General features: G+C 63.6%; 18 protein-coding genes and 1 pseudogene. 10 read left to right on the plus strand and 9 right to left on the minus strand.

Annotated features, from left to right (window positions below; genetic code table 11):
• The first annotated feature begins 185 nt into the window (after nucleotides 1-185).
• Complete coding sequence (locus E1H16_RS12180; protein ID WP_166741746.1) at nucleotides 186-1,667, plus strand: PepSY-associated TM helix domain-containing protein; 1,482 nt, start codon at nucleotides 186-188, stop codon at nucleotides 1,665-1,667.
• Between the two features lie 92 nt (nucleotides 1,668-1,759).
• Here E1H16_RS12180 and E1H16_RS12185 read toward each other — a convergent pair.
• Nucleotides 1,760-2,799 (minus strand): annotated as a pseudogene (locus E1H16_RS12185) (IS256 family transposase); the annotation flags it as partial.
• Between E1H16_RS12185 and E1H16_RS12190 the strand changes: the two are divergent.
• Entirely contained in the window at nucleotides 2,760-3,284 is a 525-nt protein-coding gene (locus E1H16_RS12190; RefSeq protein WP_166741730.1) for a hypothetical protein, read from the plus strand. The pseudogene E1H16_RS12185 and the gene E1H16_RS12190 overlap by 40 nt on opposite strands.
• 141 nt (nucleotides 3,285-3,425) lie before the next feature.
• Here E1H16_RS12190 and E1H16_RS12195 read toward each other — a convergent pair whose 3' ends face one another.
• Genes E1H16_RS12195 through E1H16_RS12205 form a run of 3 tightly spaced genes read right to left on the minus strand, consistent with a single transcriptional unit; the run spans nucleotide 3,426 to nucleotide 5,276 of the window.
• The gene (locus E1H16_RS12195; protein ID WP_134324154.1) at nucleotides 3,426-4,121 is read right to left on the minus strand and encodes a hypothetical protein; all 696 of its coding nucleotides are present in this window, start codon (nucleotides 4,119-4,121) and stop codon (nucleotides 3,426-3,428) included.
• Nucleotide 4,122: 1 nt separating this feature from the next.
• The gene (locus tag E1H16_RS12200; protein ID WP_166741747.1) at nucleotides 4,123-4,938 is read right to left on the minus strand and encodes an ATP-binding cassette domain-containing protein; all 816 of its coding nucleotides are present in this window, start codon (nucleotides 4,936-4,938) and stop codon (nucleotides 4,123-4,125) included.
• Nucleotides 4,935-5,276, minus strand: a complete 342-nt coding sequence (locus E1H16_RS12205; RefSeq protein ID WP_134324156.1) for a PadR family transcriptional regulator — start codon at nucleotides 5,274-5,276, stop codon at nucleotides 4,935-4,937. The genes E1H16_RS12200 and E1H16_RS12205 overlap by 4 nt, the downstream gene beginning before the upstream one ends.
• A 155-nt stretch (nucleotides 5,277-5,431) precedes the next feature.
• Between E1H16_RS12205 and E1H16_RS12210 the strand changes: the two genes are divergently transcribed.
• From E1H16_RS12210 to E1H16_RS12220, 3 genes are all read left to right on the plus strand, one after another.
• Nucleotides 5,432-5,884, plus strand: coding sequence for a hypothetical protein (locus E1H16_RS12210; RefSeq protein ID WP_134324157.1), 453 nt, complete (start codon nucleotides 5,432-5,434; stop codon nucleotides 5,882-5,884).
• 23 nt (nucleotides 5,885-5,907) lie between these two features.
• On the plus strand, nucleotides 5,908-6,453 hold the full coding sequence (locus E1H16_RS12215) for a hypothetical protein (RefSeq protein WP_134324158.1): 546 nt from the start codon (nucleotides 5,908-5,910) through the stop codon (nucleotides 6,451-6,453).
• Between the two features lie 176 nt (nucleotides 6,454-6,629).
• Complete coding sequence (locus tag E1H16_RS12220) at nucleotides 6,630-6,956, plus strand: hypothetical protein (protein WP_134324159.1); 327 nt, start codon at nucleotides 6,630-6,632, stop codon at nucleotides 6,954-6,956.
• A gap of 96 nt (nucleotides 6,957-7,052) precedes the next feature.
• Here E1H16_RS12220 and E1H16_RS18410 read toward each other — a convergent pair whose 3' ends face one another.
• The gene (locus E1H16_RS18410) at nucleotides 7,053-7,229 is read right to left on the minus strand and encodes a glycine zipper domain-containing protein (RefSeq protein ID WP_166741731.1); all 177 of its coding nucleotides are present in this window, start codon (nucleotides 7,227-7,229) and stop codon (nucleotides 7,053-7,055) included.
• A 123-nt stretch (nucleotides 7,230-7,352) separates the two neighbouring features.
• Between E1H16_RS18410 and E1H16_RS12225 the strand changes: the two genes are divergently transcribed.
• Nucleotides 7,353-7,703 carry a hypothetical protein gene (locus E1H16_RS12225; RefSeq protein WP_134324160.1) on the plus strand — a complete coding sequence of 117 codons (351 nt, stop codon included), beginning with the start codon at nucleotides 7,353-7,355 and terminating at the stop codon, nucleotides 7,701-7,703.
• Nucleotides 7,704-8,215: 512 nt separating this feature from the next.
• Here E1H16_RS12225 and E1H16_RS12230 read toward each other — a convergent pair.
• Complete coding sequence (locus E1H16_RS12230; protein ID WP_134324161.1) at nucleotides 8,216-9,364, minus strand: RsbRD N-terminal domain-containing protein; 1,149 nt, start codon at nucleotides 9,362-9,364, stop codon at nucleotides 8,216-8,218.
• 210 nt (nucleotides 9,365-9,574) lie between these two features.
• Complete coding sequence (locus E1H16_RS12235; protein WP_134324162.1) at nucleotides 9,575-9,844, minus strand: cell division protein CrgA; 270 nt, start codon at nucleotides 9,842-9,844, stop codon at nucleotides 9,575-9,577.
• Nucleotides 9,845-9,909: 65 nt separating this feature from the next.
• Here E1H16_RS12235 and E1H16_RS12240 point away from each other — a divergent pair, with 65 nt between their 5' ends.
• Nucleotides 9,910-10,698 (plus strand): DUF881 domain-containing protein, encoded by a 789-nt coding sequence (locus E1H16_RS12240; protein WP_134324163.1) that lies wholly within the window; start codon nucleotides 9,910-9,912, stop codon nucleotides 10,696-10,698.
• 19 nt (nucleotides 10,699-10,717) lie between these two features.
• Here the strand turns inward: E1H16_RS12240 and mgtE are convergent, their stop codons facing one another.
• On the minus strand, nucleotides 10,718-12,076 hold the full coding sequence (gene mgtE, locus E1H16_RS12245) for a magnesium transporter (RefSeq protein ID WP_134324164.1): 1,359 nt from the start codon (nucleotides 12,074-12,076) through the stop codon (nucleotides 10,718-10,720).
• 409 nt (nucleotides 12,077-12,485) lie between these two features.
• On the opposite strand from mgtE, the gene E1H16_RS12250 reads away from it, so the two are divergent.
• The 3 genes from E1H16_RS12250 to E1H16_RS12255 are packed head-to-tail and all read left to right on the plus strand — an operon-like array spanning nucleotide 12,486 to nucleotide 14,126.
• Nucleotides 12,486-13,265 carry a class E sortase gene (locus E1H16_RS12250; protein ID WP_134324165.1) on the plus strand — a complete coding sequence of 260 codons (780 nt, stop codon included), beginning with the start codon at nucleotides 12,486-12,488 and terminating at the stop codon, nucleotides 13,263-13,265.
• A 1-nt stretch (nucleotide 13,266) separates the two neighbouring features.
• Nucleotides 13,267-13,422 carry a hypothetical protein gene (locus E1H16_RS18415; RefSeq protein ID WP_166741748.1) on the plus strand — a complete coding sequence of 52 codons (156 nt, stop codon included), beginning with the start codon at nucleotides 13,267-13,269 and terminating at the stop codon, nucleotides 13,420-13,422.
• A gap of 20 nt (nucleotides 13,423-13,442) precedes the next feature.
• The gene (locus E1H16_RS12255; protein WP_134324166.1) at nucleotides 13,443-14,126 is read left to right on the plus strand and encodes an anthranilate synthase component II; all 684 of its coding nucleotides are present in this window, start codon (nucleotides 13,443-13,445) and stop codon (nucleotides 14,124-14,126) included.
• 237 nt (nucleotides 14,127-14,363) lie between these two features.
• On the opposite strand, the gene E1H16_RS12260 is transcribed toward E1H16_RS12255, so the two are convergent.
• On the minus strand, nucleotides 14,364-15,038 hold the full coding sequence (locus tag E1H16_RS12260) for an HpcH/HpaI aldolase/citrate lyase family protein (RefSeq protein ID WP_134324167.1): 675 nt from the start codon (nucleotides 15,036-15,038) through the stop codon (nucleotides 14,364-14,366).
• Nucleotides 15,039-15,048 lie beyond the last annotated feature (10 nt).

Below are 15,048 nucleotides of genomic sequence, written 5' to 3' on the forward strand. Positions count from 1 at the left end.
AGCGCTGCGCACGGCAACCCGTGCCGATCTAGGCATTCTCCGATACTTCGATGATGCAGCGATCGGTCAATCCCTCTTCCCGGGAACTAATGCGCTGTCGGCGTCGACTGTCTTTGTGACGCCAGCACCGATCAGGCCCTTCCCAGATGCTGCCGAAGGTGCGCTTTGACCGAAGGACGTGCCCGTTGAACGATTCCAGTCCCGCACGCGCCGGCTCCACTGGTGGTTTGTGGCCGCTTGTTCGCCGGATTCACTTCTATGCGGGGATGTTTGTCGGACCGTTCATTTTTATTGCGGCGCTAACTGGTGCCGCGTACGCGCTCTCGCCGACGATCGAACGCATCGTCTACGCGGACCTACTCACGGTCGACAGCGTCGAGGACCCGGCACCGCTCGAGGAGCAGATCAATAATGCCCAGGCTGTACACCCGGATATGCCGATCGCTCAGGTGTGGCCGGCGACGGAGCCGGACGATTCCACCAGGGTCCTGCTGGTAGACGAGTCCCTTGAGGACGGGCGACTGCAGAGCGTTTTCGTCGATCCCGCATCTGGTGACGTTATTGGGGATGAAGCGAGCTACTCCGGTTTGGGGGAGCTTCCGGTACGGAAGTTCATTTCCGAGACTCACCGAGATCTGCGCCTCGGTGAGCCGGGACTGCTCTACACGGAGTTGGCCGCTTCCTGGATGTGGTTCGTTGGCCTCGGCGGACTGATCCTTTGGGTCGGTCGCACTCGCTTGCGCCGAGCACTGATCGGCGTACGTACATCTCGCCGGGACCGTGCTGCTCGAAAGGCAGCTCGGGCTGCGGGTGGAACAAAGTCTGCCAGCCGCAAACGCTTCGTCAACCTGCACGGTGTCACCGGTACATGGCTACTCGTTGTGATGTTGGGAATTTCTGCCACCGGTCTCACGTGGTCTACGTATGCGGGTAAGAACGTCACCACAACCATCGATGCCCTCACCGAAGAACCGCGCGCGATCAACACGTCGTTAACCGGAGCCCAGGATCATTCCGACGGCGGCGAGCACGCGAACCATGGGCCCGCCTCCGGCGATGCAGCGGCCCCGGTGCCATCGCAGGACATCGCCGCCGAAGCACAGACCGTCCTAGACACAGCACGCGAAGAAGGGTTAACAGGGCCGCTGATCCTGTATCCACCGGCCAGCAGCGACCAGGGGTGGCAGGCCAGTGAGCGTTGGGTGGAATGGCGTGTGAGCGCTGATGCTGTCAGCGTGGATGGGCGCACCGGTGAGGTCATTGATCGTTTGCCATTCTCCGAGTTGCCGTTCTTCAGCAAGCTCACGAGCTGGGGCATCTATCTCCACATGGGCATCATGTTCGGTCTGCCGTTGCAAATCCTGCTGTGTCTATGTGGGCTCGGCATCGCCGCGCTCGTTGTGATGGGTTATGTGATGTGGTGGAAACGTCGGCCTACGCGCTCAGGGATCGCCGGGGTGCCGGGGCCGAACCGCTCATTGAGTTCAAGCGAATGGAGCGTGGTCGCGCTGTTCCTCCTCACGGCCGGAACCTTCTTGCCGTTGCTGGGAATCAGTCTGTTGGTGATGCTCATCGTCGATCGTGCCCTGGCTCGACGGCTCAACTTCACCCCGACCGCGCCTCGATCTGAAGCTAGTGAGAGACCTCGCGAGACGGCTGATGCCTGACTTTCGTGAGCGAGTTTCGTGAGATTCAGGAATCGCGTGCTCTCTGAGGATGCTGGCCGAGCTTGTCAAGCTTACTGTGTAAGCGTTGGGTGTTAGAGGCAGGGGTTGATGCGTTCGGGGTAGGCCGCGGTGAGTTGGGCGAGTGCTTGTTTCCAGTTCGTGACGATCTGTCCTTCGACGAGGCGGCCGGACGCTTTTCGTGTGTGGGCGGGTTTGCCGCGTTCTATCTCGCGTTCGGCGGCTCGTTTGCCTTCGATGTTGCAGATGGCCAGTCACAGCAGCTTGACAGTGGACTGGGTGCTGGGAAAGTGGCCGCGGTTCTTGGAAATTTTGCGTAGCTGGTAGTTCAGTGACTCGATCGAGTTCGTCGTATAGATCACCCGCCGCAGCATCGGCGGGAACGCCAGGAACGGCGTGAATCGTTCCTATGCCGCCCTCCTGGTCGCGATCGTCTGCGGATACTTCGCGCCCCACGGGCCGCGTTCGAGCTCCCCGAGTGCCTCAAGGGCGACGTCCTCGTTCGGCGCGGTATAGATCTTCTTCAGCTCGGCGGCGACCTTCTTGCGGTCGGTGTAGGCGATGAACCGCATCGACGCGCGGATCAGATGCACGGTGCAGGTCTGCACCAAAGAGTTCGGCCAGGTGGCCTCGATCGCCGCCGGTAGGCCAGTGCCCCATCGCAGCAGACGATGAGCACGTCACGCACGCCGCGGTTGGCCAGGTCCGCGCACACATGCGCCCAGAACGCCGCGCCCTCGGTGTCTTGGACCCAGATCCCCAGCACGTGCTTGATGCCATCGAGGTCCACGCCCACGGCGATGTAGGCGCTGCGGGACACGACGCGGTGATCCTGACGAACCTTGATGCGGATCGCGTCCAGATACATGATCGGGTAGAACTCATCCAGCGGTCGCTGCTGCCATTCGAGCACGGCATCGGCGACCGCGTCGGTAATCATGCTGATCGTGCCTCCCGACAGGTCCGTGCCCAGCATGGAGCGCAGGTGGTGCTCGATCTCGCGGACGGTCATCCCGCTGGCATACAGGCTGATGATCATGTCATCCAGGCCACCCAGGCGCCGCTGGCCCTCAGGTGTGGGTCGAGCGCAGTGAGCACCTGCAGCGGGCCGAGGCGGCAGAGCAGTGCAGCGAGGCCGCGATAGCGGCATCCATGAAGGCAGCCGACGACTACGCCGAGCACGGGAAAGTACGCGCGGGTCGCGGCCGGGCGAAGGCCGCGTGGGAGGCCGAACGAGCCCGGCTGCACGAGCGGATGGTGGCCACTCGTGATGTCGCGATCGAGGCCCGCGTAGCCGCCGGCCTCGCGGCCGATGGCGTACCGCCGAAAGAACACTGGGCACAAGCCCGCGCCGAGGCAGACGCCGAACTCACCCGCCACCGCGACCTCCTTGATCAGGCCCGAGCCGCCGACAAGCACGCGCGCTCAACTGCGCACGACGTGGCCGCGCGTGCCGCGCACGCCCGAGCCGGTCACCAGAAACAACTTGAGCAGATCAGCGGCGCTATCGCGGCACACCACGGATCTGAACCGCGTCAGCAGCACGAGTACGACGCCCCGGCGCCCAGGTTGGGGCCAGAGCCTCGGATGGAGAAGTAAGAGGGAATCCGCGCATCCGGGTCCGGTTGCAGTATCCGGTGTAACCCTGCCGGATCCGTACGCGAGGGCGTGCGCCAGACCGGGGAGCGGTCGACCGATGCGCTTCGGGTGCGCCGATCGCGGGGCTGACCCGATGCGGTTTCACGCCGCAGCGGAGGTCGACAGATAGCGGTCTGGCGGATGGATTCGTAATCGAGCCACCGACACAACAGCGCACACGATCCCGAGTGATAGCAACGTCAGCACGCCATGACCGATTCCCCCGGCCAGGTAGCTCGATGCTTCTTCATCGATGGTGTACGTCGCCACCTGTCGCACGGACCAGAACGGCATCACCTTCGCGAGCGATCCATCTGGATCCGCGATCATCTGGGTCGCCAAGATTGTCAAGAGGACCAGCGCACCCTCGAGTTCGCGACGCAGCAGCATCCCGATTACGACACCTAGTACCGAACCGATCGTGATCGCGCACAGCATCATGACGCAGATCGCCCAGAGCCGATCGAGGTCCTGGTCGATCGCGACAATCACGAAGTACGCGGCGGCCAGAACGAGACCGATGAATACGAGTGCAGCGAGCCGACCACCGATCAGTGTGCTGATGCGATACCCCGCGACTCGCAATCGACGATCTAGGCCCAGGCTCGCGACAGTGGTGAACAACGCGAGCGTCGCCACCGCCCACCCGAGCCCGAGTACCAGCATCCGCACGGCTTGCCCGGAGACCTCATGTCGGGCCAGATAGAACGCCAACGGCAGAATGATCAGTGAGATGCCCACGGACCGGCGGCGCAGTAACTCGCGCACCGTCAACCGGGCAATCGTCCACGCCTGCATATCAGTCCTCCTGTGGCGCTGCGAGTTCGACGACCCGATCAACCCGATGAAGCTCGCCCAGCAGGTGGGTCACCATCAGCACGGCCGTGCCGGTCTCTCGCCACCGTTCGATCTGATCCCACAGATCGAGGTAACTGCCCTGATCGAACCCTTGATACGGCTCATCTAGAAGCAGCAAGTCGGGACGGTTGAGTTCACCAAGTACGACGTTTAGTTTTTGCCGGGTACCGCCGCTGAGTTCGGCAGCGCTCTGTCGTCGCCGTGGTCGCCATCCCAGCGCGGCGGCCAGCCCCCTGCCCGTCGCGACAGCCCGTTCGCCCGAAACTCGTTCGGCGGCGCCGAACAACTCGAAATGCTCATCCGCAGTCAGGTATTCAGTGGTGCCGCCGAGTTGTGGCACCAGCCCCACCCGGCGTGGTCGCTCCACTCGACCGGCAGTGGGTGGCACCATACCGGCACAGATCTGCAACAGCGTTGACTTCCCCGCACCGTTCGCGCCGACCACCGCGACACACTCGCCACGGCGCACGGTCAGGTCAATCGGGTGCAGCGCGATCCGGCGCCGATACCGCTTCGTCACACCGCTCAACCGCAAGAGATCCCCCGCGGGGGCCTCTTGCGGCAGAGTCGGGGCTATTGGTATCCGCAACGCACGGGCAGCCTCGTCGGCGTACACCGTCGCACTGCCATACAGCGACTCAGGCTCGACGCCGCCCGCTGTGGCCTCGGCCAGTGCATCGCTGACGAGTTCGTCGACGCGGGCGCCTTCGATTCCGCGTTCGGTCAACGCGTAGCGTAAGTTCCGTTCCCAGTTCACGTCGCTCCCTTCGAGATCGCCAGTAGGGCATCGATGCGCGCGCCAAAGGCGATCCACTCGGTACGCCGCTCACGCAAAGCTCGACGTCCGGCCGCGGTCAGCGCGAAATATTTGCGCGGCGGGCCGGATTCGGACGTGCGGCGCTCCGAGGTCACTAATCCGGTGGTTTCCAATCGCAGCAGCGCCGGGTATAGCGTGCCGCCGGGGATCGTCCCGAGTTCGGCCACCTCTAGTCGCGCCATGAGGTTCAGCCCGTAGTCCGCCCCATCGGCAAGCATTCCCAGCAGGCACAACTCCAACAGGCCGTGTAACCACGGTCGAGATACCGAAGTAGACATAGTATGCAGAGTATCTGATAACCAGACTGTCTGAATACCTAAACCGTCTGACCAGGGCAATGGCGAGCACTTGCGATCGTCCGCGACGTCCTGCTAGGGAGGAGAGAACAAAACTATGAGCGCATGAACCAGACTGGGTGATAGGAGACCGACAAATGCGAAAGATGCGGAAGCTGGTAGCAGGATTCGCCGGAGTGCTGACGGCAGCAGGCGCATTGATAGCGTCGCCGGCAATGGCGGCGGCAAGTGGTCCAGCTACGGGTTCTCAGCAACTAGAAGCTGCACTCATCCCACCTAACTGCGGGGACACGGTCAGTATTATTTCTAAGCAATCCTCCCCGGATTCGATTACCTTCACGATGGCCTGGACGCAGATGGAGACGTGGGTTGGAACCGGTAAGTTCGGCACATCCGGCCTCTATTTCACCGTTCCGTCGACAGGACAAACCTTGTCCACCTCACGTTCGGTATCGGGAGATGTCACTGATCCCACCTCATACACTTTCGACGTGGTGGACTACGGCGATGTTCTCATCGACGTGACCGTAAGAGACGGCGGTGGAACAATTAAGTGTGAAAGTTTCCTCAACACTGGCGATCCGATTTGATAGAGAACCCTCATCCCCGGTTCTTGCCATATGCTCCCCCGTTTGTCGTATATGCAGCGCAGGTAGACCCGCCGTTAAAGCAAGAACTGCATATCTGGAACCAGGACTATCAGACTGAGTCATTGCAGTACGTCATGATGGCGACGGGACCGCGGACAGGATTGCCAGTCACGATCCAGACAGCAACGCGCCCGATCGTCGGGACCCCTGGCGCCTACAAGGGACTCCCGGTAAATGGAACTCCCGAGCAAATCGCGTACGAGGATGCTGCATCAATCGCCGAAGGAGTCCTTCATGCCCGGATTCCGGAGATGGATATTCAAGAAATCGGGACGTTGCTTCCGCGACCATACGTCGAGGAACCGCCAAATCCACCGGATACCATCGCAATAGGTGTCGATGGTATCCAGGTCCGGTTCGCTTATGCCCGCAAGAGTTCCGGTTGGGCGGCTGTCGGTCGCCTGAAGGAATCGTTCATAAGCATCGCTTCTTCATCTGTCGAGATCGAGGACGTGTATGTGACGCATATCGAACCCACTTCCCTCCCGTACCGGTCTTACGACACGTAAAACCCCTACGCGACCTCCCCAAAGGGGCACCCCGCGGCGTCTGCGATAGCGAGCAACACCACGCGCCCAGTCGATTCGCACACGACGGCACCAGACCTAGCCGAGCACGGATCCCGAGAGAGCGCGCTAGCGAACGCGCTCCCAGCACTCACCGAAGCAGCTCGCGTCGTTGGTGATTGGGCCGAAACAGCGACACTGGCGCTGGCTGGCGCTGCGGCGATCTCGGCGGCATCGAAAAGGTCCTCGCCGGTCGGCCAGGGATTGTGGGAGGCCGCGGGCCTGCGATCACCGCTGTTTCCACCGCCGGGGAAGACGAAAGCGAGTTGTGGCGGCATCGCACCGAACCTGCGCCCATCAGCCTGGCCGATGCGCTCGACGACCTGGACGAGCAGGCCGCGGCCGAGGACGTCGCAGACGCAGCGATCGATGCCGCGCGTGCACCAATCAGTCCACGATCGGTGGGTAAAGCGCAAGATCATGGTTCGCACAGATCCACCAGTTAAGGTTCAGCACCTCGCTACAGCAGGCGCGGTCCCCGGTTCGCATCGCGGGTTGAGAAGACGTCAAAGCGCCAAGTTCCCCATTCGCTGGCGGGTCGTTTAGTCGCGACTGGTCGCAGAGCCGATCGCTACGCCGAGGGCGAGGCCAACCGCTACTCCGATCGCAACATTGTCCAAAAGGATGCCGCCAACCAGCGCGCCGATCGCGATACCGATGGACATACATACGCCGAGCCGCCGGTTGCGGCGAACCGTGTCCGGGCTTTGCTGGGGCATCCCCTGATGCTACTCACCAGCACGTGCAGGGCGAATCAAACGCGCGATGCTAATCGACGGGGAACTCCACGACGGCTTCTGCCTCGGTTACGGGCGCGTGCGGGGGCGCGGAGAGTGTCCGAAATGGGTCCACGCTTTCTCGAACGCGGCGCGGGTTTGCTGCTCGCTGTTCGCGGTCGTGCCGATCAAGGTCGTCTGCCCACCCACTTACTCACCCCGCAGCGCATCGATCAACTCGTATGCGAGCACCTCGACCCCGCCGACTACCCCGCCCGCCCCACCGAACTGATCGCCGCGCACGAGGCGCCGTGTGTCGAGGCCGAACGCCTCGGGGAACGCACGGCCGCGCTAGCTCCCCGCGGCCCACACCTGTTCGAAACCGAAAGCTCCGAGGCCCGTACGCACTACAGCGCGATCGAGACCCTCGATGCGCGTATCAACGCCCTCGAAGCCCAGATCACCGCGCGACTGTGATACTCGGCTTTCATACGGGGCCGGACGCGTGGCGGCACCGTGCAGCGGACACGGAAGCTGGGGCACGCACGCTGCTGGCCATCAAAGCCGCGGACCACGGTGACGCTCATCGACTCGCTCGGTTTGCGGCGGGAGCAGGCAGGCTGGCCACCCACGAGCAGATGCGCATACGACGGCGTCAATCTCGCCTGAATCAACTCGCCAGTGACGCCGTCGCGACCGACCGCGCATGCACGTCAGGGCCAACACCCGTACGCTCTGTGAATACCGGGCCTCGCACAATGTCGGATAGGTCGGGCAACGGGACTCTTGTCCGGTCACCCACGGATCTTGCGCGGGAGGACCCGGCCTGCAACCCCGCCACCAGAACGTGAGTCACCACATACCGTCTAAGCGGGCGCCCTGCTGCGTCTACGTCGGCCGTCGACCCAGAAAGACCGCGACGAAGGAGCAGGACGAACGCGTGGAGACGACCCAGGACCCGAGAATCCCCAGCCACAACGCCCCGGCGTCTACGCGAGGTCGGGCTGCGGGATGTCGGTGTCCTGCAGCGCTGCGAGCGAACTGAGCAGACCGTGCACGGTGAACACGTCCCAACCTGTGAGCTCGCGCCAGCGGGTGATCCGGTAGCGCGCAGTGTTCGGGTGGATGTGTAGCGTGCGGGCCGCCGCGGAGATGGAGTATCCGTTGGTGGCGAACGCGACGACGGCATCGGCGATGTGCCGATCTCCGGCAGCGGCGATACCGGGGGCGAGTAGTTCACGCATCCGGGAGCGATCGGCGTACAGCACGGTCAGCGGCCACTCGCGCTCGAACTCGCGTACGTCCGCGCCCGATCGCGGGAGGTCCAATAGCCGCATCCCGTCGACGAAACTTTCCCGGATGCCGCCGGCTCCGCTGCGGGCCAGACCGACGGCTATCGGCCCACGCATCCCCGAGCGACGCAACAACTCGACCCCGTCCTGGGCGCTTAGCCCCTGCGCGACGACGGCAGTGAATTGGTCAACGGTCGCCGAGTAGACGACCGAGTCCAGCGCCGCCAGGTCCGTGTTCAGCCGGGCAACGCCATCGGGCGGGCGAAGGGTGGTCACGAACGCTCGGAACGGCCGGGCCAGGTCGTAGCCGAGATCGACAGCTACGTCGTCCAGATGCGCACTGGTACCGCCAGCGGTACTTGCCGAGAGCAACTGGCGAAGTGAATCGGCTCCGGTAATTGCCCGGGTACGCGTCGCGGCGACGTACTCCTCGGCGTACGCCGACGAAATGAGATGCAGCCACCCCCAGACCCGCCCGACCTCAAGCGGCAATTGGCTCTGCATGACGGGATCCGGGCCGGTACGGCGTACGACTTCGGCCCACAATTCACGGAAACTGATGTGGTATCCGGCGATCGCGTGATTCAGCGGAACGTTGTGTTCGAAACGGACGCGAGCCATCTGTCGGGCGTGCTCGAGGGCCTCGGCGGACGGATCCTCACCGGCCGCGAGCGCTCGCAATTGCATGGACAGGCTCACGACGTTATCGCGGTGGTGTATCTCGTACGGGAACTGGTACTGCGGCACCTCGGCCCGAAATGTGTGGATGATCTGAGCGGTGTAGTTGTCGATATCGGCGAGGATCTCCTGGTACACCCGCTTGATGCCGTCGGGCGGTGGGTTCATGATCCCTCCCGGAACGGGTCCTCGCGCGCTGATACCTCAGACTACGGCTGGCGACATGCCCACAGCGGCCGACGTCCGGCCAATCCCGACGTCAGCGCCCTGATGGCCTGATTTGTACCGCAGCGATTCGTACCGTAGCGATTCGAGCCGTAGCGATTCGAGCCGTAGCGGCGGGCTATCGGCGAGGGTCGGCGGCAACGTGCGGTCCGACTAGGTCCACTTCATGGCCATCAGCAGGCCGATCACGATGGGAGCAAAACCGACCGCGTAGTTCCATGCGCCGAGCGAGACCATGAACGGAATCTCGTTACCGCGCACGTAGAACAGGATGATGTAGACCAGACCCGCGAGCATCAGCAGCAGCATCACCGGCGCCCACCACGACGGGCTCGGTTCATTGACGGCGGCGCGGCTGGAACTTGCCGGAGAATCGGCCGGGGGCGTGTAGACCGACTTCTTGCGGACCTTTGACTTGGGCACTTGAAACGTTCTCCTTGGCTACGAGTCCTACCAGCGTACCTGCCGGGCACGGGCACAATGGCGATATGCAACCCGCTGCCGAACTCAAAGCGCGATTCACCGGTGTGCTGCGTCGCCACCGCCGTGCCGCGCCGAGCCCGTGGCAGGTGCTCACCCCCATAATCGCCCTGATCGCCGGCCTACTGTTCGCGATCTCCTCGCAGACGGCGCGAGGCAGCGATCTGCGTAGCGATCGCGAGGAGATCACCCAGGTCATCCGGGCTCGGGTCTTGGATATCAGGGCCCTGGAGGAGCAGCGCAAACAACTCGCTGGACAGGTCGATTCGCTGGCCGCCGCGGCCGCGCAGAACGACAACACGATCGCCGCAATCGAGCAGCAGAGTGAGCAAGCAGCGCCGTACGCCGGGCTCACGCCGGTGCATGGTCCGGGCGTGAAGGTCACGATCACCGACGCCCCGCTCGGACCGAACGGTGAACTGCCCGCCGGGGCGCGACCGGACGACGTGATCATTCACCAGAGCGACGTACAGGGGATCCTGAACGCGATGTGGTCGGCCGGAGCCGATGCGGTCATGGTGCAGGGCCAGCGGATCATCAACACCACGGCTGTACGGTGCGTCGGGAACACCCTGCTGCTGCTCGGCGAAACGTACTCCCCGCCATTCGAGATCGTGGCGATCGGCAACCAGGACGCGATCGAGCAGGCGCTCGCCACGGCCCCCGGAACTCAACTATTCCTGAACGCGGTCGACGTCTTCGGCCTCGGCTACGACGTCCAGTTGCTCGACGATGTAGACCTACCGGCGTACGACGGGTCCCTCGGCATCAGCCACGCAAAGGTGCTCGGCGACTAGCGGCCGGTAGTCGCCGAGCCTAGATCTGCAGCACCATTCTCGCGATCAGGAAGTAGATCACCAGCCCCGACGCATCGACGAACGTGGTGATGAACGGGTTGGAGAACACGGCTGGATCGACCCGAAGCGCCCGGGCGATCATGGGCATGATCCCGCCGATCGTGGCGGCCATCGAGCAGACCGCGAGCAGCGTCAAACCGATGACCAGTCCGATACGTGGCTCGTAGATGGTCGCGGTGATGATTCCGCCCAATAGTCCTAGGAGTGCCCCGAGCGCGACGCCGACTCCGAGTTCGCGCGCGAGGACCCGAGGGAGGTCCGGTGGATTCACATCGCCCAGGGCCAGCGCGCGGGTCACCGTGGTTGCGGCCTGGTTACCGGTATTGCCGCCAGTGCCGATCAGCAGCGGGACGAAAAGCGCCAGCACAGTCACCTGTTCGAGCGTTGCCTCGAACACGGACAGCACTTGAACAGTAAGGGTTGCGCCCACCGCGAGAACCAGCAGCCAGACGATCCGGGACGTCACCAGTGAATGTATCGGCGTCGCGAAGTAGGGGCGCCGTAGTGGCTCGACCCCGCCCTGCCGGGCGGCGTCCTCGGTCTCTTCGGCCTCCAGGATCCGGACCGCATCGTCGATGGTGAGCATCCCGACCAGTCGTGCTTCCTTGTCGACGACCGGCACTGCGAGCAGCCGCAACCCGGTGCAGACTCGAGCCCCCGACTCGGCTTCGCGATATGCGGTGACGACGTGCGCGGGCCGCATTACATCGCCCACCACGGCGTCGGGATTGGCGCGCAGCAGGTCGCGCAGGCTCACCACGCCCACAACGTGGCGAGCGTCGTCGAGGACCGGCAAGGTGTATACCGTTTCAGCGTCGTCCAAGCGATCGTGCACGCGCCGTAACGCCAACTCGACGCTCGATTCGGAGCGGACGGAGACATACTCAGGCGTCATCCGATGCCCGACCGAGCCCTTCGGGTAGCCGAGGACACCCGCGGTGAGTTGGCGCTCTGTTTCGGAAAGGCCGTGCAGCAGCCGCGGCGCTACGGCGGCGGGCAGCTCGTCCAATAGCCAGACACGGTCGTCGGGGTCGAGGTCAGAGAAGATCGCCGCTACCTCAGAGTCCTGCAGACCACGGATGAGGTCACCTTGCAGGCCTGGTGACAGGCGCTCGAACACGTCAAGTGCACGGTCTTTGGGCAGAAGCCGATAGACCACGGCGCGTTGCTTCAATGCGAGCCTCGTGACCAGCGCGACCAACTGATCTGTTGAGGCGGGAGTGACGGCATCGAGAACCGCTGCCAAATCGCCCTTTGCTACGCGGTTCTGGATCGTGTCGAGCAGGTCATCGAGATCAACGATCGGGGTGGAGTCCATACGTCTGGGCCTTTCCAGGAACTGATAGCGCGCACCAATCCGAAAAGGGAAAAGGACGGCGCTGCGTGGATCACCACGCCCACAAGAACTCGGGTTCAGACCAGACGAAAGGAGCCGCCGGGCGAGACGGGCGTGGTGCACATTCGATGACTCGAACTGTCACTACTCACTGCCCTCACCTCGCTTCCGAACTCGGCTACTTAACCAACGCAGCAATCTACCGCAGCGTAGGGGTTTGAACCGCCGCTGACCCCAAATGGGGTCCGAAATCCGGCTGGTTGGTGTGCGACCGCCGGTACTCGGGTTGAATAGTTGATAATCACTACAGACCTGGCATGGGGTGCCGGTTAATGGGCCTACGAAAGGGCATTGGATGGTTACGCAGCCGGACTCGCCGCTGGGTGATCTCATGACGGAGACCGAGTCTGGACCGCGACATGCCGCGAAACCCGGCGATTCTGGACTACGTAAGACGTTCCGCGGCATCGGGCAGACGCTGATCACCATGGGTGTCGTGGTTCTACTGTTCATCGTGTACGAGGTCTACATCACCGATCTGTTCACCGCTCAGCGGCAATCGGCGCTCAACGAGGAACTCCACGACGCGTGGGACGATCCGACTATCCAGCAGGACACCAACTTCGCCGATCTGCCACTCGGGGAGGCCTTCGCGATCATGCGGATTCCAGCGTTCGGCGCCGATTACGCGCAGGTCGTGCTAGAGGGCACGACTGCGGAGGTCCTCGAACAGGGGCCCGGCCACTACGCCAGTACGGCGATGCCCGGGGAGGTCGGAAACTTCTCGATCGCCGGCCACCGCGTCGGCAAGGGCTCACCGTTCCTGAATCTCGACAAGCTGACTCCGGGTGATTCGGTCGTCTTCGAGACCAAGGAGAGCTGGTATGTGTATCGGGTGATCGGCGATACTGACTCGGGCGAGTTCACCGATCCGGATTACCCCGGGATCGCAGGGCAACGCATCGTGCTGCCGAGCGAAACCGATGTGATCGCGCCGGTTCCGGACGGGCAAGGCGGCGAGCCGTCGCACGCGCTGTTGACGTTGACGACCTGTCATCCGAAGTTCTCGGCCGCCGAGCGCATGATCATCCACGCGTATTTGGACGGCGAACCCCTCTCGAAAGCGGAGTATCCAGAGCCCGCCGATGTCCCGGCGCTGAAGGGGGCCTGACGTGTACAGCTGGATCTGGCGGCACCTACCGGGAGGCGCGCCGCTGAAGGCGTTGCAGGCGACTATCCTGTTCCTAGCCGTCGTGGCACTGCTTTTCTTCGTGGTCTTTCCGTGGATCGAGCCGCACCTGCCATTCAACGACGTGACCGTGGACTGAATCAGCGAGGAGTGGCGTCGATGAGCACGAAGGTTCTGGTTATCGACAACTACGACAGTTTCGTCTTCAACCTCGTGCAATACATCGCCGAACTCGGCGCCGAACCGGTCGTGGTCCGCAATGATGTCGTCGAGCCGACGTCCGCCGGCGCGCGAGCGCTGTTGGAGGAGCATGCGCCGACGGGGGTGCTGATCAGTCCAGGACCGGGCACCCCGGCCGAGGCCGGGATATCGAACGAGATGGTGCGGGCCTGCGCGGATTCGAGGACGCCGCTGTTCGGCGTGTGCCTCGGACATCAGTGCATCGGCGAGGTGTTTGGCGGGGATGTCGTCCACGCCCCAGAACTGCTGCACGGTAAGACGTCATTGGTCGAGCACGACAACACCGGCGTACTGCGCGGGTTGCCCTCGCCGTTCGTTGCTACGCGCTATCACTCACTGGTGGTGGACTCCGCGACGTTCCCGAGCGACCTGATCGCGACCGGACACACCGACCCCTCGCTGGTGATGGCGTTGCGGCATCCGGAGTTACCGATTGACGCCGTACAGTTCCACCCGGAATCGGTGCTCACGCAGACCGGCTACCGGATCGTGGCGAACTGGTTGACGTCAATCGGCTGCGCGGAGGCCGAGTCGCGGTTCGCTGTGCTGGACGGAGCGCTGGACGACGTCCGCGCGGCCGCGCATTTTTCTTCACTTGACTAGCCCCGTCGCAGGCGGGTGAGGGGCAAATAACGCAGCAGATCCGGGCAGGCATCGTCGTTACAGCGATGCCCCCTCGATATTTGTGCGTTTTTGGCGGAGCAACGCGAGTCGGCCAGGTGTTGCTCGCGGTTCCGGGCTGTCGTCGCTAGGAACGATCGAGCGTTCTGGCCCTAGGGACGTTCGATCGTTCTGGCTCCAGGGATGATCGAGCGCGCGCCCTTGACCTGCCGTTCCTAGTTACCGATTCGCGTAGAAGGTGTTCACGACCGGCGCTTGATCCGCCCCGAGGATGATTTTCCCGGTGTGGCCGAGTGCTCCGGCACGCTGCAACGCACACCGTAAGCCATCGACGTGTCCGGCGTACGGACCGTCCACGATGTTGCGCACCCCGGCCGCCCGGGCCGCGAACGCCATCCGCGCTCGCGGGTACTGCAGCTCACTCTCATCGGGAGTTGCGGCGAGCCCGACGTCGGAGCGCAGATCGTGCGGCCCGAGCATGATCGCCTCGATCGGCGCTGCTGCCAGTAGTTCGGGCAGGTTCTCCACGGCGTACGCCGATTCCAGCAGCAGCGATATCGTCCGTTGAACCTCGCCCGCGCGCAGTGCCTCATCGACGAGCTCGACGTCCGCCGCACTCGAGGCCTGCGCGAGCAGGACGCCGTCCACCCACGGCGGTAGTACGGCGATGTCCTCGAGCCGATTGGTCAGGCCAGGTCTGATCCTGCACAGCACGCGTACGTCGTTGCCGGTGGGTTCGCGGCGCAGGTTCGCTACGGCTTGCGCGCGCGCCTCGGGAGGGACGGAATCTTCCAGGTCGATGATGATGACGTCCGCGCCGGTTGTGCCGGCGAGCGCTTCGATGACGGCGTCGTCGTGGTGGCCGGGAACGAGCAGGTAGGAGCGTGCGGGCATGTGCTGCGCT

The organism is Cumulibacter soli, assembly GCF_004382795.1.
GTDB classification, from domain to species: Bacteria; Actinomycetota; Actinomycetes; order Mycobacteriales; family Antricoccaceae; genus Cumulibacter; species Cumulibacter soli.